The sequence below is a fragment of the Salirhabdus salicampi genome (assembly GCF_024259515.1).
GTDB classification, from domain to species: Bacteria; Bacillota; Bacilli; order Bacillales; family Alkalibacillaceae; genus Salirhabdus_A; species Salirhabdus_A salicampi.
This window is the reverse complement of the sequence record NZ_JANBWE010000002.1, coordinates 742,578-763,525: the sequence shown is the minus strand read 5'-3', so window position 1 is coordinate 763,525 and position 20,948 is coordinate 742,578. Positions and strand designations below refer to the sequence as shown.

At 37.2% G+C, this 20,948-nt stretch carries 21 protein-coding genes and 2 rRNA genes; 19 read left to right on the top strand and 4 right to left on the bottom strand.

Annotated features, from left to right (window positions below):
* Positions 1-120 (top strand): 23S ribosomal RNA (locus tag NLW78_RS10010); the annotation flags it as partial.
* Positions 121-230: 110 nt separating this feature from the next.
* Positions 231-346, top strand: a 5S ribosomal RNA gene (gene rrf, locus NLW78_RS10005).
* A 43-nt stretch (positions 347-389) separates the two neighbouring features.
* Here rrf and NLW78_RS10000 read toward each other — a convergent pair.
* A complete protein-coding gene (locus tag NLW78_RS10000) occupies positions 390-1,652 on the bottom strand; it encodes a BaiN/RdsA family NAD(P)/FAD-dependent oxidoreductase (RefSeq protein WP_254496972.1) in 1,263 nt (420 codons plus the stop codon).
* 98 nt (positions 1,653-1,750) lie between these two features.
* Between NLW78_RS10000 and NLW78_RS09995 the strand changes: the two genes are divergently transcribed.
* Together NLW78_RS09995 and NLW78_RS09990 are read left to right on the top strand one after the other, a co-directional pair.
* Entirely contained in the window at positions 1,751-3,373 is a 1,623-nt protein-coding gene (locus NLW78_RS09995; protein WP_254496938.1) for a putative polysaccharide biosynthesis protein, read from the top strand.
* Between the two features lie 12 nt (positions 3,374-3,385).
* On the top strand, positions 3,386-4,099 hold the full coding sequence (locus tag NLW78_RS09990) for a pseudouridine synthase (protein ID WP_254496936.1): 714 nt from the start codon (positions 3,386-3,388) through the stop codon (positions 4,097-4,099).
* A 42-nt stretch (positions 4,100-4,141) separates the two neighbouring features.
* Here NLW78_RS09990 and NLW78_RS09985 read toward each other — a convergent pair whose 3' ends face one another.
* A complete protein-coding gene (locus tag NLW78_RS09985) occupies positions 4,142-4,360 on the bottom strand; it encodes a DeoR family transcriptional regulator (protein WP_254496934.1) in 219 nt (72 codons plus the stop codon).
* 159 nt (positions 4,361-4,519) lie between these two features.
* Here NLW78_RS09985 and NLW78_RS09980 point away from each other — a divergent pair, with 159 nt between their 5' ends.
* The 6 genes from NLW78_RS09980 to NLW78_RS09955 all read left to right on the top strand — a co-directional run bounded on the left by NLW78_RS09980 (position 4,520) and on the right by NLW78_RS09955 (position 10,132).
* Positions 4,520-5,533, top strand: a complete 1,014-nt coding sequence (locus NLW78_RS09980) for a potassium channel family protein (protein ID WP_254496933.1) — start codon at positions 4,520-4,522, stop codon at positions 5,531-5,533.
* Between the two features lie 455 nt (positions 5,534-5,988).
* A complete protein-coding gene (gene thpR, locus NLW78_RS09975) occupies positions 5,989-6,552 on the top strand; it encodes an RNA 2',3'-cyclic phosphodiesterase (RefSeq protein WP_254496931.1) in 564 nt (187 codons plus the stop codon).
* Positions 6,553-6,564: 12 nt separating this feature from the next.
* Entirely contained in the window at positions 6,565-7,500 is a 936-nt protein-coding gene (locus NLW78_RS09970) for an NERD domain-containing protein (RefSeq protein ID WP_254496929.1), read from the top strand.
* A gap of 171 nt (positions 7,501-7,671) precedes the next feature.
* Positions 7,672-8,490, top strand: coding sequence for a phosphotransferase family protein (locus NLW78_RS09965; protein WP_254496927.1), 819 nt, complete (start codon positions 7,672-7,674; stop codon positions 8,488-8,490).
* A gap of 91 nt (positions 8,491-8,581) precedes the next feature.
* Complete coding sequence (trmB, locus tag NLW78_RS09960) at positions 8,582-9,223, top strand: tRNA (guanosine(46)-N7)-methyltransferase TrmB (protein WP_254496926.1); 642 nt, start codon at positions 8,582-8,584, stop codon at positions 9,221-9,223.
* Positions 9,224-9,289: 66 nt separating this feature from the next.
* On the top strand, positions 9,290-10,132 hold the full coding sequence (locus tag NLW78_RS09955) for a YtnP family quorum-quenching lactonase (protein WP_254496924.1): 843 nt from the start codon (positions 9,290-9,292) through the stop codon (positions 10,130-10,132).
* Here the strand turns inward: NLW78_RS09955 and NLW78_RS09950 are convergent.
* On the bottom strand, positions 10,129-10,443 hold the full coding sequence (locus NLW78_RS09950) for a hypothetical protein (protein WP_254496922.1): 315 nt from the start codon (positions 10,441-10,443) through the stop codon (positions 10,129-10,131). The genes NLW78_RS09955 and NLW78_RS09950 overlap by 4 nt on opposite strands.
* 92 nt (positions 10,444-10,535) lie before the next feature.
* On the opposite strand from NLW78_RS09950, the gene NLW78_RS09945 reads away from it, so the two are divergent.
* The gene (locus tag NLW78_RS09945; protein WP_254496921.1) at positions 10,536-11,603 is read left to right on the top strand and encodes a M42 family metallopeptidase; all 1,068 of its coding nucleotides are present in this window, start codon (positions 10,536-10,538) and stop codon (positions 11,601-11,603) included.
* Between the two features lie 43 nt (positions 11,604-11,646).
* Complete coding sequence (locus NLW78_RS09940) at positions 11,647-12,150, top strand: DUF84 family protein (RefSeq protein ID WP_254496919.1); 504 nt, start codon at positions 11,647-11,649, stop codon at positions 12,148-12,150.
* Between the two features lie 38 nt (positions 12,151-12,188).
* Here NLW78_RS09940 and NLW78_RS09935 read toward each other — a convergent pair whose 3' ends face one another.
* Complete coding sequence (locus tag NLW78_RS09935) at positions 12,189-12,629, bottom strand: YtoQ family protein (RefSeq protein WP_254496918.1); 441 nt, start codon at positions 12,627-12,629, stop codon at positions 12,189-12,191.
* Positions 12,630-12,770: 141 nt separating this feature from the next.
* Between NLW78_RS09935 and NLW78_RS09930 the strand changes: the two genes are divergently transcribed.
* From NLW78_RS09930 to murC, 7 genes are all read left to right on the top strand, one after another.
* On the top strand, positions 12,771-13,286 hold the full coding sequence (locus tag NLW78_RS09930; RefSeq protein ID WP_254496916.1) for a hypothetical protein: 516 nt from the start codon (positions 12,771-12,773) through the stop codon (positions 13,284-13,286).
* A gap of 105 nt (positions 13,287-13,391) precedes the next feature.
* A complete protein-coding gene (locus tag NLW78_RS09925; protein ID WP_254496914.1) occupies positions 13,392-14,411 on the top strand; it encodes a PTS sugar transporter subunit IIC in 1,020 nt (339 codons plus the stop codon).
* A gap of 99 nt (positions 14,412-14,510) precedes the next feature.
* Entirely contained in the window at positions 14,511-15,323 is an 813-nt protein-coding gene (locus tag NLW78_RS09920; RefSeq protein WP_254496913.1) for a DUF1444 domain-containing protein, read from the top strand.
* A gap of 17 nt (positions 15,324-15,340) precedes the next feature.
* Positions 15,341-15,943: a YtpR family tRNA-binding protein gene (gene ytpR, locus NLW78_RS09915; protein WP_254496911.1), complete on the top strand. Its 603-nt coding sequence runs from the start codon at positions 15,341-15,343 to the stop codon at positions 15,941-15,943.
* A gap of 64 nt (positions 15,944-16,007) precedes the next feature.
* A complete protein-coding gene (locus tag NLW78_RS09910; RefSeq protein WP_254496910.1) occupies positions 16,008-18,110 on the top strand; it encodes a DNA translocase FtsK in 2,103 nt (700 codons plus the stop codon).
* A gap of 139 nt (positions 18,111-18,249) precedes the next feature.
* Positions 18,250-19,365 (top strand): nicotinate phosphoribosyltransferase, encoded by a 1,116-nt coding sequence (locus tag NLW78_RS09905; protein ID WP_254496908.1) that lies wholly within the window; start codon positions 18,250-18,252, stop codon positions 19,363-19,365.
* A 141-nt stretch (positions 19,366-19,506) separates the two neighbouring features.
* Entirely contained in the window at positions 19,507-20,799 is a 1,293-nt protein-coding gene (murC, locus tag NLW78_RS09900; RefSeq protein WP_254496906.1) for a UDP-N-acetylmuramate--L-alanine ligase, read from the top strand.
* Positions 20,800-20,948: the final 149 nt, after the last annotated feature.

Sequence of the window (20,948 nt, the reverse complement as noted above, 5' to 3'; positions counted from 1 at the left end):
AGATTTCCCATCACTTCGAGTGAGTAAGATCCCTCAGAGACGATGAGGTAGATAGGTCCGAGGTGGAAGCATGGTGACATGTGGAGCTGACGGATACTAATCGATCGAGGACTTAACTTTATCTAAATGAACGCAAGTTCATCAATGCGAATTTTCTTCTTATCTAGTTTTGAAGGTGTTTTTCATTATAATAGCAAACCTTAATAAGGATGAAACATCCTGTAAGTCCGTCCGGTGGCGATGGCGGAGAGGTCACACCTGTTCCCATTCCGAACACAGAAGTTAAGCTCTCCAGCGCCGATGGTAGTTGGGGTTCTTCCCCTGCGAGAGTAGGACGCTGCCGGGCACTATAAAAAGGGATTTTGTCATTGAGACAAAATCCCTTTTTGTTATGTTAAAGCATGTTCGGCTGCATTTTTTCCAGCTACATGACCAGTTGAAAAGGCAGCTGTAATGTTAAATCCTCCTGTATAACCATGAATATCTAATATTTCCCCACAAAAATATAAACCATTCATTTTTTTTGATCTCATTTCATTAGGAACAATTTCTTTTAGAGAAACCCCGCCACCTGTTATAAATGCTTTTTCGATAGATAATGTACCATTAACTTGCACTGTGAATGCTTTTAAGTAATGAGCCAAGGCTCGCACTGATTTCGTTGTTAAATGATTATACGTTTCGTCTTCTTTAATATTTGCTTCTTTTAGTAAAAAGAATAAGTATCTTTCGGGTACGATTCCTTTCCATACATGTTTTACTGTTTTCTTTGGTGATTCTTTAGCTTTCTTTAGTAATGTTTGAAAAACTTGTTCTTCTTGTTCATCAGGAAAACAGTCAATCGTTACTGGGATTGAATCTGCTTTGAACTTTTTTAAAGCTTTTACTACATATTGACTTAGGCGTAATGCGGCCGGTCCTGAAATTCCTTGGTGCGTAAAAATCATGTCCCAGCGATGGGTTTTTATCGCTTTCCCTTTAGGATTTAATACGGTAAGGGCTACGTCCCGTAAAGATAGTCCTTGTAGTGTTCGTTCTTTAATAAACGGCTCGTTTGAGGTGATGGGAACTTCAGTGGGATACAAATCTGTTATCGTATGTCCAGCTTTTTTCGCCCAAGCATATCCGTCTCCTGTACTACCGGTTTGTGGTACAGATTTTCCGCCAACTGCAATGATAACCGATTTACTTTCTACGGTTTCCTTTGATTTCAGAACAACGGTATGGTGTTTTTCACCGTAGTGAATTGTTTCGACAGGAGTGTTTGTTTGAATGTCGACATTTAATTCCTTTAAACGTTTTAGGAGGACGTTTACGACAGTTTTGGCAGAATCACTTACAGGGAACATTCTTCCTTTATCCTCCTCCTTTAATTTAACGCCGAGTCCCTCAAAGTATCGAATGATATCCTCATTATTAAATATCGAAAAGGCGCTATACAAAAATCTGCCGTTACCTGGTATATGTTTTATAATTTCATCTACAGGTAATCGGTTCGTGACATTACACCTTCCTCCCCCCGATATGGCTAATTTCCTTCCGAGTTTATTGCCTTTATCAATTAGAAGTGTTTTTGCTCCATTTTCACTTGCAGAAATGGAGGCCATTAAGCCAGCAGGCCCTCCACCAATTACGATGACGTCATACATGATTAGTTCCAATCCTTTCTGCTTATCTTCTTAGTCAGTATAGTTGATATAAATATGATAAAATAAAACTGTTAAATTCTACATTAAACGCAGGTGAAAACATGTCAACTTCAAATATTATCCGTGGCACAATGCTTTTAACAGGAGCCACATTCCTTTCAAAACTACTGGGAATCATTTATGTAATTCCGTTCGAAGCACTAGTAGGAACTAAAGGTGGAGCATTATTTTCTTATGCCTATAACCCTTATATGATTTTAATCAGTATTTCCACAATGGGAATTCCGTTAGCGATGTCTAAATTCGTTGCGAAATACAATTCTTTAGGTGATTTTCAAACGGGTCGACGAATGTTTCGATCTGGTTTAATTTTCATGTTCATAACCGGTATTTTAGCATTTCTAGCTCTCTTTTTCAGTGCTGAACTACTAGCAAAAGCTATTATTACAGATAATGGCTTAAGCAACACTGTAACCGATGTGAAGTTTGTTATCCAAATGGTTAGTTTTGCCTTAATTATTATCCCCGCCATGAGTGTCGTAAGAGGCTTTTTTCAAGGATATCAATCCATGGGGCCCACGGCGGTTTCACAAGTGATTGAGCAAATAGTCCGAATCGCTTTCTTGCTAGTTAGTGTGTTCGTATTACGTAAAATCTTCAATGCAGATATATCGTTAGCTGTTGGTATGGCTACCTTTGCGGCATTTATAGGTGCCCTTGCTTCCAGTTACGTTTTATGGCTATATTGGAATTGGAGAAAACCATATTTAGATAAACAGCTTGCAAACCAACGGGAAGAACATCAGCTGTCACAGTCAAGTATGTACAAAGAGTTGTTAACATACGCAGGTCCATTTGTTTTAGTGGGAATTGCCACTCCGATTTATCAAGTGATTGATCAATTTACGTTTAATCGGGCGATGTCCGAAATTGGACTGGCCAACATTTCAGAATCGGCGTTAGCGATTATTGTACTATATGGACATAAACTGGTGATTATCCCTGTAACCATCGCGACAGGATTATCTTTAGCCCTTTTACCTGCAATTACAAAATCTTTTACTGAAAAAAGAAGAGACATTTATAATACTCAAATTAATCAAGCATTACAAATAATAATGTTAGTAGTATTACCAGCAGTTGTAGGTATGGCTCTTTTATCAAAGGAAGCATATGGAGCGTTTTACGGAATCGGAGAAAACATTCAAATGGCAGACGTGCTTTTAAGTTGGTATGCACCTGTCGCTCTTTTTTATGCTTTGTTTACTGTTACGGCTTCTATTCTACAAGGAATCAACAAGCAAAACTTTGCATTAATTAGTCTTGGATTTGGCGTTATACTAAAAGTGGTCTTAAATATTCCTCTGATTTATGTATTTGAAGCGAAAGGAGCTATAATAGCAACTGGTTTAGCAGTTATGACTGCATCACTACTGAATATCGGTTGTATTTACCGAACAACCAAATTTTCACTAAAACCATTATTAAAAAGGACGTTACTCGTGATGATTTTCGTCGTGATAATGACTATCTCTGTACTAATCGTTAAGTGGACAATTACTATGTTTATGTTTGATCAAGTAACACGCATCAGTTTCATATTAACACTTCTTCTTTCAAGTAGTGTTGGGTTCTATATCTATCTATGGTTCAGTTATAAATCTACGTTATTAATAAAAGTACTCGGGGAACAGGCGCGTAAGTTAGAAAAAATCTTTCCATAATGAGGTGCTAATATGCGGCTTGATAAATTGCTGGCAAATATGGGATACGGCAGTCGTAAAGATGTTAAGAAATTATTGAAGCAAGGAATTGTTCAAATCAATGGAGATGTTGTGAAAGACGGGAGCAGTCAAGTAGATCCTACTGAACAAAAGGTATTCGTGCGTGGTGAGGAAATTCAATATAAACAATTTATTTATTTAATGATGAATAAACCGAAAGGCGTCATATCCGCAACCGAAGATCAAGTAGAGAGATGTGTAACCGACCTGCTCCAACCTCAAGAACGTATATTTGATCCTTTTCCTGTAGGTAGGTTAGATAAGGATACAGTTGGCCTTTTGTTGTTAACCAATGATGGTCAGTTAGCGCATAAGCTACTGTCACCGAAGAAAAACATTGGGAAAAGGTACTGGGCTTTAATAAAAGGAAATGTAACAGAAGAGGATGTTAAGGCTTTTGAAGCTGGCGTAACGTTAGATGATGGCTATAAGACAAAGCCAGCTCAATTATCGATAATAACAAGAGGGGATACATCCGAAATTGAAGTTGTCATCACTGAAGGGAAATTTCATCAAATAAAACGAATGTTTAAAGCAGTGGATAAAGAAGTTATCGAATTGAAACGCTTGGAAATGGGACCGTTATCGCTAGATGAAAGTCTTCCGAAAGGGAGCTATCGTGAGTTAACCGATGAAGAACTTGAAGCAATACAGAACGTTAACTAAAAGAAAAAATCCAGCATATGCCGGATTAAGCAGTTAAATCTATTATGATATTTTGACTTTTTTATTTGTTGTGGTCCATTGTCCCCTATTTGGACTTTTTACAAGTCCATTATACTCTAAAACATTTAGGTCTCTTTGAACGGTTCGATCCGTAATCCCAAACTCCTCTGCCAATTCGGTTGTGGTCACTGTTCCTTTTTCTCTAATATACAAATAAACAGCCTTTACCCTGATCAGCATCCTGGAGGTTGATCGATTCAAAAAACCACTCCTTAAAAATTATCTTTTTTCAGTGGTGTTATGATTCTTTGAAGAAGTATAATATACAATCATTATACCAAAAGAAATTAAACTTTCGTAATATTTACATATATTTTATGTTGTTTATTGGTATTTTATTCTAACAAAGGGGTGAATGTTATGTTAATTTTCCGTAAAGTGTTTTTTAAAATGGTAAAAATGCACAACGGCTTTCTGTTTATATTATCTTTTCTTCTAATTTTTATAAGTACATATTTGATAACCAAAATAGAACCTGAAGGATTTCCTCATTGGTTTGATGGATTTTGGTGGGTTATGACAACCGTTACGACAGTCGGTTATGGTGATTACGCACCTGTAACCGTTGAAGGTAGAATGCTAGCTATCGTTTTATATATATTTGGAATTGGACTTATAGGTGTCGTAATTGGAAAAGTGATAGATGGATTATCTAGTTTCCGGAAAAAACGGGAGGAGGGGAACATTATGTTTAAAGGAAAAAACCATTACGTAATTATTGGGTGGTCACATAAGGCAAAATATGCTTTAAAGGAAATGATGAACACGAAAAAAGATAGCGACATTGTTATTATAGATGATCGAGATCATGCACCTGTATTAACGGATCAAGTTCATTATGTTCAAGGAGATGCAACAAAGGTGGAAACCCTTGATAAGGCGAATATAAAAGAGGCGAAGGCTGTATTAATGTTCGCGGATGATTCAATTGAAAATCCACAACTTGTCGACGGGAAAACATTGCTTGTAGCATCCACAGTTGAAGGGATGAATCCGAATGTTCACACTGTCGTTGAAGTTATGGAAGAAGATCATATTAAGAATTTCAAACATATCCAAGTTGATGATTTTATCTTTTCTCATGAAACCATTTCCTCCTTAGCGGTGCGCTCTGTCTTTACAAAAGGAATATCAGGACTTTATGGTCAACTTATGCAAAGAAAACATGGTGATGATTTGTACTATATTCCAAAAAAAGACCATTGGTATACTTATGAGGATGCCTTCCGGGAATTATTGGAGGTTGGAGCGACGTTAATTGCAGATGGAGATAATTTAGGAATTAACCGTATACTGAAGGAAAAAATACGTGATGATGCAAAGTTATTTGTCATTTGTAATAACGAAACCTATAAACGAATTTTATCCACATAATGTGAGGGGAAAGGAAGAAAACCAGTTCCTTTCAAGACAATGTTAAACAGATGGAATCGTTGCTATTGCTTGGACGAAAGTATAGGAAGCAATTGAAAGTGTCTATCAGCCGGAATCGAAATTATTTAAGCAACATTTGGCAGAGGGGTACTCGAAGCACTTTGTTACAAGTTAAGACTTGGAAACGGGTTTCATACGAAAAACTTAGATGACTATGCCGGTTATATTGAATGAGGTCAGGAGGAGAATTAGTTTGAGTTATTCGGACATTATAGGCGTTGTCCGGGGACGTAGGGAAATTTTGTCCTTTATGTTTTTAACTTGTATCATATACGGTAGAAGCGTATTGGAAGACAAGGGGACCTATAGCTTAGCATTTTAGCTAATGTACTGTTAAAAAAGTCAGGCTTTAAACCGAAAAAAAGGTTAAGAAATTGGAACGGAGGTCGACTCTCTTGAACAACAATGCACATTACTTTATAGGAATTCCAATTCAGAGCGGGTTAAAGGAACAACTTTCGAAGTGGCAGTCAAAACTTCAGCAAGACGTATCTTACCGAGTATGGACGTTTAAAGATGATTTTCATATTACATTAAAGTTCCTTGGTGCAACCGATAAGGAAACCGTGCAACAATTAATTAACTTGTTACAACAAATTCAACTACCTAGCTTTCAATTGCCAGTAGCAGGATTGGGATTTTTTGGAAAGAGGGAACAGCCAAGGGTAATGTGGGCAGGTGTCGGACAACATAAGGCTCTTACACAATTGCAACATGAAGTGGAAAATACATGTGTACAACTAGGAATGCCTAGGGAAAACCGTCCGTATCGTCCCCATATTACATTAGCGAAAAAGTGGAACGAACCGAAGAAAAAAATTGATCAAGATAAAGTGAAAAATCAAATTGAGGTAACAGAGAACCAGCTTTATGTAAATCATTTTTCGTTATTTCAAATTCATATGAATCGTCAACAGAAATATGAAGAGGTTAAGATATTTCCATTACTAAATAAATGAGGGCTTTAAAAAATGGCACAGTTAATTAAATTGAAAGATTATATATCTCGATATGAAATAGACTTTTACCGTTACCCAGGTCAGTTTATTCGATTAAAACAAGAAAAGTGGAATAAGCTTGTGGAATTATGGAAAGGGGAAGGAGAGCAAGTAAATACAACGAGTGCCGAACAAGAACCTCCCCCTAAGAAAAATTGGTTTCAAAAAATGGTTTCGAATTGGCATGATCGTGAACAATCGCTAGACTTTTTCAAAAAAGAAGAAAGAGAAAGGGAGACAACCTTACCTTCAAGTATGCAAGAACTAAAACAATATTATTTGGATCGTTTATTACCAACTCAAATTAAGTGGGCGACAAGTACGATTCATGAGGCATCATTCATGGAACCAGGGTTGGAATATCATCCTCAATTAAAATACTTTATACAACGTTTTCCGGATACATTTTTTATCATGTTCCAACCTATTTTCTTAATTAAACAAGCTGAAATTGAAGCGGAAACAATTATGATTACTCCTTTGGAAGTGCTATGTATTTCAATTGTTGAAAAAGCACCTGAATATCAAATTGAGGCTCAAGCTGAACGGACATGGATACTACACCGAAACGAAGAAAAGACGAAAATGTTAAGTCCGTTAGTTTCACTAAAAAGGACAGAGAACATTGTCAAAAGTATTTTACATGCAAATGAAATTGATATGCCAGTTAATAAGGTTGTACTATCACGATCGAATGAAATTATGCGTAAAAATGAGCCATATCAAACCGAAATTGTGGATAAGACAGCTTATCATGATTGGTTTGAAAAGATGCGGGCTTATCAATCACCATTAAAGCATACTCAATTAAGGGCAGGAGAAGCACTGTTAAAACATTGTCAAACTACTTCGGTTAAAAGACCTGAATGGGAAGAAGAGGATATTGATTCACAAGAATTCCATTTATAAGGAAAAAGTAGCCGAAAACCGGGGAAAAGTTGTCAAAAAATTGGTAATTCTACTTTAGACTATGGACAAATTTGTGATAACCTATTAACATGTATAATGTACCAAATTCTCGACAAAATTCTTAAACATCAATATATCCTTTTTAGATAGTAGAATTGAAGGTGAAGTAGATTGGATTATATACTGGGAAAAGAATGGACAATAACTCCTGCTGGGGGTTCTTCAGGTGATGCCTATTTTGCTGAAAGAGAAGGAAAGCGCCTTTTCTTAAAACGAAATTCATCTCCTTTTTTAGCGGTTCTCTCTGCTGAAGGAATTGTTCCAAAACTTGTATGGACAAAACGAATGGAAAACGGTGATGTTATCACAGCTCAACACTGGATGGAAGGTCGAGTGTTATTACCAGATGAAATGGAAGAGGAAAGAGTTGCATTAATGTTAAGCAAAATCCATCGTTCCACCGAGCTACTTCACTTGTTTATGCGAATTGGTAAGAGAGCATTAGAACCGGAAGATATGTTGAGTAGTATTAAACAAATGTATAATGAAAAAAAAGCGTTAAAAAACAGAACCATTGGTCTGGCAATTCATTATTTACATGAACAACTTCCGTTTGTCCGGAATCAAGAAAAAGTTGTTTGTCATGGTGACATGACCCATCGTAACTGGCTTTTAACAAATCATAATCAACTTTATTTGATTGATTGGGATCAAGCAATTGTTGCTGATCCAGCAATAGATATTGGTATGCTTTTATATGAATATATACCAGAAGAGGAATGGGATTTTTGGTTAAGTAAGTATGGGTTAACTTTAAATCACCAGTTAATGAACCGAATCTATTGGTATATCATAACGCAAAGCTTGTTTTATATAAATTGGCATGCAGAACGAAATGAACTGCAAGGAATTCGAAAATGGAATGATAAATTAGAACACTTTTTACACAAAATCGGTTATGATTATCCCGAAGTCCAAATGATGAAATGATAACCTTAAAAGTTGGTGGGAAACTACCAACTTTTTTACTCTTTTCTTTCATTTTTGATTGTATTGTATATAACGAATAGAGGTGTGGATGATGAGATTAAGAAATAAACCGTGGGCTGATGATTTTTTAAAAGAAAACGACGATATTGTCGTATCATCAGCCAGTTCATATAAAGGAAGCTGGAAACATGCTTTCCAAAATGATAAACCAATCCACTTAGAAATTGGTACTGGTAAAGGCCAGTTTATTGCTAATATGGCAAAACAACACCCAGATGTAAATTTCATAGGAATGGAACGTGCAAAAAGTGTTATTGTGAATGCTGTGCAAAAAGTCAAGGATGCGGAAGTTGACAATGTAAGATTAATTAATGACAACGCCATCGATTTGCGTGATATGTTTTCAAAGCATGAAATTGATCTAATATACCTGAATTTCTCTGATCCTTGGCCCAAAAACCGTCATGAAAAACGCCGTTTAACCTATTCTTTATTTTTAGAGCAATATCAGCATATTATGAAACGTGGAAGCCAAATTGTAATGAAAACAGATAATAAGGGGCTATTTGAGTATTCTGTCGTAAGTTTTTCTCAGTTTGGGATGGTACTTGAAGAGGTTACTTTAAATTTGCATGAGTTACATGATCCGCTAAATGTTATGACAGAGTATGAAGAGAAGTTTTCCAAACAAGGACAACCAATTTATCGTTGTCGAGCCCGATTCACTGAGTAGTGTCACATTCAGTCTCCTTATGATAAACTTGAAAGTAGTCTGCTCATAAGGAGGTTGGATTTTGAAATGGAAAGCCTGCAAATTGGCCGAGCAAAATTGACTTGGTTGAATGGTGGTGTAACACACTTAGACGGAGGCGCGATGTTTGGTGTTGTACCGAAACCACTTTGGAGTAAAAAATATCCACATAATGAAAAAAACCAAATTGAGTTAAGGACAGACCCTATTTTATGTCAATTAGATGGAAAAAACTTCATCATTGAAACGGGAATTGGTCAGAATAAGTTAACCGAAAAACAAATACGTAATTTTGGTGTTCAAGAGCAATCAAATATTGAGAGTGATTTAAAGGCTTTGTCATTAATTCCTGATGATATAGACGGTGTTTTCATGACCCATTTACACTATGACCATGCCAATGGTTTAACGAAGTGGGAGGGGGAAGAATTAACTTCTGCTTTTCCTAATGCTACAATCTATACATCCTCTGTGGAATGGGAAGAAATGAGAAATCCAAATATTCGTTCGAAACATACATATTGGGAGCAAAATTGGAAGCCAATTCAAAATCAAGTACAAACATTTGAAGATGAGCTGGAAATTGCTCCAGGATTAACAATGATTCACACCGGGGGTCATAGTAACGGTCATTCAATTTTGTTCTTTCAAGATGGTGATGACAAATTCATACATATGGCAGATTTAATGCCAACACATGCTCATCAAAATGTGCTATGGGTATTGGCATATGATGATTATCCGATGACATCAATTGAACAGAAACAAAAGTGGATGAATATCGGTTACAATACAAATGCATGGTATACGTTTTACCATGACGCATATTACCGCGCTCTTCAGTTTAATGAAAATGGTGATGTTGTCGCCGATGTGAAACGAAACCGTTAATCACTTATTTCAAACATATGAACGATATCACCTGTTTGTTGATCTACGTAAAACCCGATTTGATATGATGTTTCATCGGATTCAATCGTAACGCCCCCGTAATATACGTCTTTTGTTACGCCATCATTGTCATAAGGTAGTGTATTCATGTAGATCCAAGCACCGTGAACAACTCGAAAGTGTCGTTTTATATCTCTTTTGGCGAGTTGTAACGCTGCTTCTGGAGTTATGACATTTCGTCTGTTCCAGAATGTGAAAAATACAATTCCAACCACGAAAGACAATAAAACAATGAACCGCTTTAAGCGCATAAAATCTCTCCTTGTGTCATAATAGGATATACTTAGTATAACGAAGAACGTAATAAAATCGAAATGCTAAATATGAATGGAGTGGTACATATATGAACAAAGATACATTAAATTTATTTCGTACATTAACAGAATTACCGGGGGCACCTGGTAATGAACATGCTGTTCGTCAATTTATGAAAAGTGAGCTTGAAAAGTACTCTGATGACATTATCCAAGATCGCTTAGGTGGAGTGTTCGGGGTTAAAAAGGGTAACGGTCCGAAAGTAATGGTTGCTGGCCATATGGATGAAGTCGGGTTCATGGTTACACAAATTACGAAAAATGGTATGCTGCGTTTTCAGACGTTAGGTGGATGGTGGAGTCAAGTATTGCTGGCCCAACGTGTACAAATCATTACAGATAATGGTCCTGTAACTGGGGTAATTGGATCTATCCCTCCTCATAATTTAACTGAAGAACAACGGAAGAAACCGATGGAAATGAAAAATATGCTAATAGATATTGGGGCTGACGATAAAGAAGATGCCGAGCGCATAGGTATTAAACCAGGGCAACAAATCGTACCTATTTGTCCGTTTACACCGATGGCTAATGAGAAAAAGATTATGGCAAAAGCTTGGGATAACCGTTACGGTTGTGGATTATCTATTGAATTGCTAAAAGAGCTGCAAGGCGAAACGTTGCCTAACGAATTAATTTCTGGTGCAACAGTGCAAGAGGAAGTGGGTTTACGTGGAGCCCAAACGGCTGCTAATATGATACAGCCAGATATATTTTATGCTTTAGATGCTTCTCCTGCCAATGATATGACTGGTGATGAGAAGGAATTTGGCCATTTGGGAAAAGGTGCACTTATTAGAATTCTAGACCGTTCGATGGTGACACACCGAGGTATCCGTGACTTTGTATTGGATACAGCGGAATCAAAAAATATACCTTACCAATATTTTATCTCACAAGGCGGGACCGATGCAGGACGTGTTCACATCGCGAACGAAGGAGTTCCTTCAGCTGTAATTGGTGTATGTTCACGTTATATTCATACACATGCATCTATTGTACATGTAGATGATTATGCAGCGGCAAAGGAGTTACTCGTAAATCTTGTCAGGACAACTGATGCAAATACTGTGGAACAAATACGTAAAAACGGATAAATAATGAGATGAAAGACACATCCGTCCAAGAAAGGATGAGAACATGAAAGTGATCGTCGGTTCACAAAACCCGACTAAAATTCAAGCGGTCGAGGCGGTCTTTTCAAATGATGAGGTAAAGGGCAATCCAGTTGAATCAAAAGTATCCTCCCAACCTTTTTCTGATGAAGAAACGTTGGAAGGGGCAATTAATCGAGCAAGAGAGTGTGCTCAATCAGCAAAAGATGCAATTGGGATCGGTTTAGAGGGTGGCATTATGGAAATGGGCGGTCAATCCTACCTATGTAACTGGGGAGCCCTTGTTGATCGAGAGCAGAATGTATATACAGCAGGTGGTGCCCGAATTCCTCTTCCCGATGAAGTCGTAGCTAAACTCGAAAAAGGGAAAGAACTTGGGGAAATTATGGACGAGTACGAGCAACGAGTAGAGGTTAGGAAAAAAGAAGGAGCGATTGGCGTATTTACAAATGAATATGTGAATCGGGCAGAAATGTTTGAACATGTAGTAAAATTGTTAAAAGGTCAATTTGAATTTGCTAACCGATAAAAAAGCGGGGACATAATGTCCCCGCTTTTTTTATTATATTAACGATAAATATATTCTAATGCTTGTAGGGCTTGGTCAACGGTTTCCACAGTTACGTTAGCCCGGTTGGATAGTTCTTTTAGAGGATGTATTAATCCCTCTGGACGAATTAATATTAATGGTTTTTGTAAAGAAACGGCCATACTCGCATCCATCGCTGTATTCCACTGTTTGTACTTTTCACCAAATAAAGCAATGACGACATCAGACTTATGTAATAAAACCTGTGTACGTAAATTGTTTATGCTCGATGCGGTATCATCCCGATAGAGAGCATTTGGTTGCTCTCCTAAAATATCTTCACCAATTTTGTCTGATAAATCATGATTTTCCTGGGGACCAACAAATGTTAAAGGTAACCCTTTTTTCCTTGCTTTTGTCTTTACCTCTTCACGCCAATTGTCATGAATTTGGCCAGCTAAATAAACAGTTAGTTCCATATGTTCGTACCTCCTCAGCTTTTATCTACCATAATCATCCATATAAAATCCCCCCTTGTCAAATGTTCATTCCGTAGTATGATTATATTAAAGACATCATAGAATACTAGAGTTTGTGATCGTGTGGAGGGAATATAACATATGTACCGATATAAATATTTATTGTTAATTTTGTTTGTCATTCTCGCTGGTTGTTCATTATTGTCTGAAGAACAGGTCTTGAAAAATGCAGAAGAGTCTGCAGAAGCAGTTTTTAAGGATAAACCTGTTGAAACAAATCAGACCATCGATGACGTGACGTTGTATCTTCCAGAGGAATTAGAAATTAAGGGAAGTTCTGATAACAATGTCGTATTAGAATCTAAAGGTGGTACATATCTTCTATTTTACAGCCAATTTGAAAATGAGATGAGTCAATTACTCTATCAAGAGGTTGAGAAGGAAGAAAATCATCTACTGTTAAAATCCTTCCAAGAGAATGACCGTTTTGGGTATATATCCGTTTTACCTTATAAAACGGAAGATATGTATGACCTACAAGTTGGCATTGGCGGAGTCAAGTTAAAAACGTTAACGAATAAAGCAGACTTGGAAGAAGAAGCAGAAAAAATGATGAGAATTGTACGTTCTGTCGTTTTAAATGAAAGCAATACCTAATGGTGTTGCTTTTTTCTTATAGGCTAGTGGATAAAGATGTAGAAGGGCGTTGTTTTTCATAGAATAATTCGTTATGATAATTCGGAAGGGAGAAGGGGGATACGGATGAAAGCATTTTTACAAAGAAAAGGTGTTACACTTTCTTTAAAAGACTATTTTGTAAAAGCTTTAAGTTATATGGCCCTTGGTCTGTTCTCATCTTTAATTATTGGGCTTATTATTCAAACGATTGGTAATGAATTTTCTAATGAAACATTTATTGAAATGGGTTCATTTGCAATGGACAAGAAGGTTTGGGGAGGAGCAATTGGAGTTGCGATTGCTTACGCTTTAAAAGCTCCGCCGCTTGTGTTGTTTTCAGCATTATTTAGTGGTGCTTTCGGAGCGGAATTAGGTGGACCTGCTGGAAGTTTTTTAGCTGCCCTTGTTTCCATTGAAGTAGGGAAAGTGGTTAGTCAAGAAACAAAAGTGGATATTCTTATAACCCCCTTTGTCACCATTTTCACGGGGTATATGGTTGGGTCATTTGTTGGCCCATATATTAATAGCTTTATGATTGGGTTCGGAAGTACAATCGAGTGGGCTACAACTCAACGTCCGTTTATAATGGGAATTCTTGTAGCGGTTTTAATGGGCTTGGCGTTAACAGCCCCTATATCAAGTGCAGCTATAGCAATTATGTTAGATTTAAATGGATTAGCTGCTGGAGCAGCGACAATAGGATGTTCTGCCCAAATGGTTGGTTTTGCCATTAGCAGTTACCGAGAGAATGGATTTGGAGGTCTAATTGCCCAGGGGATAGGTACCTCGATGTTACAAATAGCGAATGTTATTCGAAAACCGATTATTCTCATACCGCCTACGGTTGCTGGAATTATATTAGCTCCGTTCTCAACAGTTTGGTTTCAATTGGAGAATAACGCATATGGTGCAGGAATGGGGACTAGTGGATTTGTAGGTCAATTAATGACACTTGAAACAATGGGATTATCTTGGGAGAACGTTTGGATTATTTTACTATTACATATTGTTGGTCCTGCCGTCATTAGTTTGATACTATCAGAATGGTTAAGAAGAATAGGGTGGATTAAACAAGGGGATATGAAATTAACATTAAACGAGTGATAGTAGAAGGCATTCTCATTCACTTTTTTAAGCAGTTCTTTCGTGCTACAATAACATGTAGTTCATTTTCCTTCCATCTTTAAGAAGGAGGAATCATAAATGAAAATGACAAGTATTAAAATGAAACGGCTACTAGAAAGTCGTTTGCAAAATGAGCAATGGAAAACAGTATTTAATAAGGATAAAGATACGTTACGAATTGAATGGAAAGATACGAAGATGGGAATTGATATATCGTTACCAGGTATTATAGCCAAATGGGAAGAACGAAAAGAGAAGGCAGTCGATGAAATTGTTGATTACATCGCAGAAGCACTTCACGTTATGCACGATGAACAAAACTTATCTGGAAAGGAAAAGCAAATCCTTCCTGTCATTCGTTCTACTTCATTTCCAATCGAAACGAAAAATGAAAAAGAATTAATTTACTCTGAACATACGGCTGAAACACGCATTTTCTATGCGTTAGATTTAGGGAAATCATACCGTTTAATAGATAAAAAGATGTTGGAACAAGAACAGTGGACTGAAGAACGTATTAAAGAAGTGGCGAAATTTAATATTCGATCATTATCAACACCTATAAAAAAAGATGAGGTTGCCGGAAATACCTTTTACTTCATCGCGACTAAAGATGGGTATGACGCGAGTCGTATTTTAAATGAATCATTGCTGGAAGAGATGGAAGAAAAGACGGAGGGAGAATTGGCAATAGCCGTTCCACATCAAGACGTCTGCATTTTTGTTGATGTGAAGAACCCGACAGGTTACGATATATTGGCTCAAATGACTATGCAATTTTTTGCAGAAGGGCGTGTCCCTATTACGTCATTAGCATTTCTCTATGAAGAAAAACAGTTAAATCCAATCTTTATTATGGCAAAAAATCGTAAAAAAGAGGAAAACGAATAAGAAAAGGAGAACGTACTATGCAAGCTTTTTATAACAGAGGTGGCATTGGAGATGTACTCGTAATCCCAGTAAAGGATGGGAACCAATTGTTCCGTTCTTATGAGACATATGGAGATGTTGTCAAAATAATTGATACGGAACAGAATGAAGTAGTAGGCTATAATATTTTTCAAGCATCAAAATATTTAACTATAAAAAATAGTCCGGTAGAGATTACCGAGAAATTTTTAACGCAGATTCATGACGTTTTCAAACAGAACGGATTAGACGAAAAGATTGATGTTGATTTATCACCGAGGTTTGTTGTTGGCCTAGTGAAAGAAAAAGTGCAACATGAAAATGCTGATAAATTAAGTGTATGTAAAGTTGACGTAGGTGACGAAACGTTACAAATTGTATGCGGTGCCCCGAATGTTGACGAAGGACAAAAGGTAGTGGTGGCAAAAGTAGGAGCCATTATGCCAAGTGGAATGCAAATTAAGGCGACGGAATTAAGGGGTGTCCCTTCACATGGTATGATTTGTTCAGCTAAAGAGCTAAATTTACCAGACGCACCAAAAGAAAAAGGGATTTTGGTATTGGATGAAAATGCTGAAATAGGTGCACCATATGGATTTTAACGAAAAGCCGCTTATAAGCGGTTTTTCTTTATGATAAAGATTTTGAAAAGAAAGAGTGATGGGGATGAAAGTCAACCGGATAATCCATTGGTTACAAAATTGGTTAAAAGACGAAGAAGACAGTAGCGCATTAACAGGATATGAACGTGACGATACATCTAACGCTAAGAAAATTGTTCAAGCGAAAATGTCTTATCAGTATCCAAAGAAAGGGTCATTTCGCTTTCCGATCATCCCGGATGATGAAAGACCGAATAAAGAAAGTAGGAAACGAGACCGTTATCCGGTGACGGATGAAAAGGTGCAACAACATAAACAGCACACAGACTATGATAGGCCGTTATTTAGACCGACGGATGTACCATCACCAATATATGGATTTCAAAAGAAAAAGGATCATTCCCTCGTCGATGAAATTCAGGAAATAGAAGAAGTTCCAAGTTTTGTTCGTAAGGAAACACGTGTTCAAAAAGAAAATAATAGGGAAGAGACTACGATCAATCCGAAGGAATTTTTACAAGTTGACCGAAGCAGTTACCATCTAGAGAATCAAGAAAAGCTACCACATTCCCAAAACAATCACACGGTAAAGCCTATTAAACCACCGACTACAATAAGAGAGCATGTAAAAAAACAACCTACTGTTGTCGAGAGTAGTGAACAAACATCACATTCGAATAATGAAAATGAAGATATTGTACATTTTCAAGACAAGGTTGTGGAACATCGCATGTTTAATAAGCATGAGGAAAGTGTGGAGCGAACGCAGCCTCCATACCACTTACTAAAAGAAGCACCCTTAAACGATGATGAAGATCAAACATGGATTCATGACCAAAAAGAGCGGTTAGAAATAACTCTGGAACATTTCAATGTAAAAGCGAAAGTGACGAATGTGATGAAAGGACCGACTGTGACCAGATTTGAAGTACAGCCTGATCTAGGGGTGAAAGTTAACAAAATTACGAAACTCGTTGACGATATAAAACTTAATTTAGCGGCAAAGGACATAAGGATGGAAGCCCCGATTCCTGGTAAGCATGCAATTGGAATTGAAGTACCAAACCAAGAGCCTGAACCTGTAGGATTAAGTGAATTGTTAGATGATCCGAAGTTTAAGGATCATTCGTCCCCTCTGACTGTTGCCTTAGGGAAAGACATCGAGGGGGAAACAGTTGTCACGGATTTACAAAAGATGCCTCACGGCTTAATCGCTGGTGCTACGGGGTCAGGAAAAAGCGTCTGTATTAATACGATCTTATTAAGCCTTCTTTTTAAGGCAAGTGAGGATGAAGTCAAATTTCTATTAATTGATCCTAAGATGGTGGAGTTAGCACCTTATAACGATATACCTCATTTAGTGGCCCCAGTTATTACAGATGCAAAGGCAGCTACGACGTCATTAAAATGGGCTGTTAAGGAAATGGAAAGTCGTTATGAAAAGTTTGCCCAACTAGGGGTGCGTGATATTGAGCGATATAATCGTAAAGTAAGCAATGAGGAAAAACTTCCCTTTCTTGTCATTGTCATTGATGAATTAGCAGATCTTATGATGGTATCACCGAGAGATGTAGAGGACGCTATTTGCCGGATTGCACAAAAAGCAAGGGCATGTGGTATGCATCTGCTATTGGCTACTCAACGTCCATCAGTTGATGTTGTCACAGGTTTAATTAAGGCCAACATACCTACACGAATGGTGTTTAGTGTGTCTTCTCAAGTAGATTCTAGAACGATTATAGATACGAACGGGGCAGAAAAATTGTTAGGAAAAGGTGATATGCTCTTTTTATCCAATGGAAGTGGTAAACCTACACGAATACAAGGTGCGTTTGTATCGGATGAGGAAATTGAACAAGTTACAGAATATTTAAGACAACAGTCTTCACCCCAATATATATTTCGTGAAGAACAATTGATAGAAGAGCAAAATACTCTTGTGGACGATGAAGATGAATTGTTATATGATGTAATTGATTTTGTACTCGATATGGAAAAAGCAAGCACTTCCATGGTGCAACGTCAATTTAGTGTTGGCTATAATCGGGCAGCAAAATTAATAGACCGACTTGAACAATTAGGAATTATCACACCTCAAAACGGTAGTAAACCACGGGAACTATTAATGAACCGTGAGCAGACGGAAGCAATGTTAGAAAACTGGTAATGAAATTTCCATTTCCTTGGAAAAATAAGGTTTGATGTGACAAGAAAAAAGCTAACGTACGTAACTTGTCCATTTATGTTAAAATATACTATGATAAAAAACAGCGACCATACTGTGAAAATAGAAGAGGGATTACACAATGAAAGAATTCGAGCTGAAAGCGAAAGGAAAAATAAAACGGTTAACAAATAAGACGTTTAAGTTTGATGAACGGGTCCAAGAAGGTTGGTTTTCCGCAGTTTACTTCCTTAAAACGAAGGAAATTGTTGAAGATTGCATACCTGATAACTACGTGACAATGCAATTTTTCCAAAAAAATCACGCTGTCCTTTGTGGAACCGATGAAGCAATCGCTTTACTTCATACATTTGCTGATCATCCTGAAGAGTTGGAAATTCATTCATTAAAGGATGGTGATAAAGTTTCCCCTTTTGAAACTGTACTAACCGTTACAGGCCCTTATCAGTATTATGGTTATTTAGAAGGAATCATTGACGGAATTTTAGCCCGTAGAACATCTGTTGCGACGAATGTGTACAATGTCGTAAAAGCTGCCAGAACCTCAGGCAAACAAAAACCGATTATATTTATGGGGGATCGTGACGATCACTTTACCCAGCAAGCAGGAGACGGTTATGCTGCATACATAGGTGGTTCAACTGCCCAGGCTACTCACGCGATGAACGAATGGTGGGGAAAAAAAGGAATGGGAACGATGCCACATGCTCTCATTCAAATGTTTAAAGGGGATGTTGTTGCAGCGACAAAGGCATACAACAAAAAATATCCTGATGATGATTTAATCGCACTTGTAGATTACAACAATGACGTAATTACGGACTCTTTGAAAGTTGCACGGGAATTTGGTGATGAGCTGAAGGCTGTTCGGGTTGATACCTCTAGAACATTAGTAGACAAGTACTTTTTCCGTAATCAGCATTTAATGGGTAGTTTTGATCCACGTGGTGTAAACCCTGAGCTTATATTTGCATTACGTCGCGCATTAAATGATGAAGGTTTTGACCATGTGAAGATTGTAGCAAGTGGTGGCTTTAACGAAGAGCGTATCCGGGAGTTTGAGGAAATGAATGTACCAATCGATATTTATGGTGTTGGCTCAAGCTTGTTAAAGATCACGACAAGCTTCACTGGTGATAACGTATTGTTAAATGGAGAAGCGGAAGCAAAAGAAGGAAGAAGATATAGACCAAACCCACGATTAGAACGGGTAGAGTATATTCCAGAGAAAGATTAACATCAATGTTAATCTTTCTTTTTTCTTACATTCACTCTTGTGGTGTTATCTGATATAATAAATCGGTAAGCATGATTCCCAATGTATTAGGCAGATACATATAATAATTCAGAATCATCAATGTGTGGAGGTTCAATTTATATGACAACTTACCACTTTATTGGTATAAAAGGTACAGGAATGAGCGCCCTTGCTCAAATTTTAGCTGACGCTGGCGAAAACGTCCAAGGGTCTGATGTTGAAAAACGTTTTTTTACACAGGCAGCGTTGGAAGAAAAACAAATTAAAATATTACCCTTTTCTGAAGAGAACATAACAGAAGGGCTAACCATTATTGCAGGAAATGCTTTTAATGAGGAACATGAAGAGGTAAAAAAAGCAAAAGAACTTAATATACCTTTTTATTGGTACCATGAATTTTTAGGTGAGTGGCTTCAACAGTATATTAGCATTGGTGTTACAGGTACACATGGAAAGACATCCACGACAGGATTACTATCCCACGTACTGAAACAAGTAGCGCCTACGTCATATTTAATAGGCGACGGAACAGGGTCTGGACGAGAAAACAGTAAATATTTCGTTTTTGAAGCTTGTGAGTACCGCCGACATTTTTTAGCGTACAAACCTGATTATGCGATTATGACAAATATTGATTTTGATCACCCTGATTATTTTACGAATTTAGAAGATGTATTTAATGCTTTTCAAGAGATGGCAATGCAAGTGAAAAAGGGCATTATTGCATGTGGCGATGATGAACAATTACAGCACATTCAGGCAAAAGTTCCTGTTATGTATTACGGTTTTGCAGAAGGAAATGACTTTCAAGCGAAAAATGTGAATGTTTCGGAAGAAGGAACACAATTTGATGTGTTTATCCGTGGTACATTTTATGAAACATTCCTTATTTCAAGTTACGGTGATCATAACGTACTCAATGCACTCGCTGTCATTACCTTATGTCACTATGAACAAATTCCTGCTGAACAAATTAAATCGATTTATACCTTTGCAGGGGTGAAACGCCGATTCTCGGAGAAACAGTGGAAACACGATCAAGTATTGATTGATGATTATGCTCATCATCCGAAAGAAATTGAAGTAACGATCGAAGCAGCTAGAAAAAAATACCCGAATAAAGATATTGTAGCCATTTTCCAGCCACATACGTTCACGAGAACGAAAACATTTTTAGAAGATTTTGCTAGCAGTTTACAAAAGGCAGACTATGTTTTCTTATGTGATATATTTGGCTCTGCCAGAGAAAATAACAATATGTTAAAGATTGAAGATTTACAAAGTAAAATTGATGGTTCACAACTTTTGCAAATTGAAGAGACAACGGTGTTGAAAGAGTATGGAAATAGCGTCTTAATTTTTATGGGCGCAGGTGATATCCAAAAATTTCAGGAAGCATATGAACAAGTATAATTCATCCCCTATGCACGTAGCATAGGGTTTTTCTTTAAAGAGAAGAGATGGAAACATGTTCCATTAGATGATACAATCTTTTTAACGTATCCTGTATATTGCAAGTCGTGGTGTGTCACCTTATAAATATAGGTTTTTGCCGAAGAGAA

Bases quoted from the DNA above. Each gene is read 5' to 3' on its own strand.
- NLW78_RS09995 (WP_254496938.1), top strand. From the start codon at position 1,751: ATGTCAACTTCAAATATTATCCGTGGCACAATGCTTTTAACAGGAGCC.
- NLW78_RS09990 (WP_254496936.1), top strand. From the start codon at position 3,386: ATGCGGCTTGATAAATTGCTGGCAAATATGGGATACGGCAGTCGTAAA.
- NLW78_RS09980 (WP_254496933.1), top strand. From the start codon at position 4,520: ATGTTAATTTTCCGTAAAGTGTTTTTTAAAATGGTAAAAATGCACAAC.
- NLW78_RS09970 (WP_254496929.1), top strand. From the start codon at position 6,565: ATGGCACAGTTAATTAAATTGAAAGATTATATATCTCGATATGAAATA.
- trmB (WP_254496926.1), top strand. From the start codon at position 8,582: ATGAGATTAAGAAATAAACCGTGGGCTGATGATTTTTTAAAAGAAAAC.
- NLW78_RS09955 (WP_254496924.1), top strand. From the start codon at position 9,290: ATGGAAAGCCTGCAAATTGGCCGAGCAAAATTGACTTGGTTGAATGGT.
- NLW78_RS09950 (WP_254496922.1), bottom strand. From the start codon at position 10,443: ATGCGCTTAAAGCGGTTCATTGTTTTATTGTCTTTCGTGGTTGGAATT.
- NLW78_RS09945 (WP_254496921.1), top strand. From the start codon at position 10,536: ATGAACAAAGATACATTAAATTTATTTCGTACATTAACAGAATTACCG.
- NLW78_RS09940 (WP_254496919.1), top strand. From the start codon at position 11,647: ATGAAAGTGATCGTCGGTTCACAAAACCCGACTAAAATTCAAGCGGTC.
- NLW78_RS09935 (WP_254496918.1), bottom strand. From the start codon at position 12,629: ATGGAACTAACTGTTTATTTAGCTGGCCAAATTCATGACAATTGGCGT.
- NLW78_RS09930 (WP_254496916.1), top strand. From the start codon at position 12,771: ATGTACCGATATAAATATTTATTGTTAATTTTGTTTGTCATTCTCGCT.
- NLW78_RS09925 (WP_254496914.1), top strand. From the start codon at position 13,392: ATGAAAGCATTTTTACAAAGAAAAGGTGTTACACTTTCTTTAAAAGAC.
- NLW78_RS09920 (WP_254496913.1), top strand. From the start codon at position 14,511: ATGAAAATGACAAGTATTAAAATGAAACGGCTACTAGAAAGTCGTTTG.
- ytpR (WP_254496911.1), top strand. From the start codon at position 15,341: ATGCAAGCTTTTTATAACAGAGGTGGCATTGGAGATGTACTCGTAATC.
- NLW78_RS09910 (WP_254496910.1), top strand. From the start codon at position 16,008: ATGAAAGTCAACCGGATAATCCATTGGTTACAAAATTGGTTAAAAGAC.
- NLW78_RS09905 (WP_254496908.1), top strand. From the start codon at position 18,250: ATGAAAGAATTCGAGCTGAAAGCGAAAGGAAAAATAAAACGGTTAACA.
- murC (WP_254496906.1), top strand. From the start codon at position 19,507: ATGACAACTTACCACTTTATTGGTATAAAAGGTACAGGAATGAGCGCC.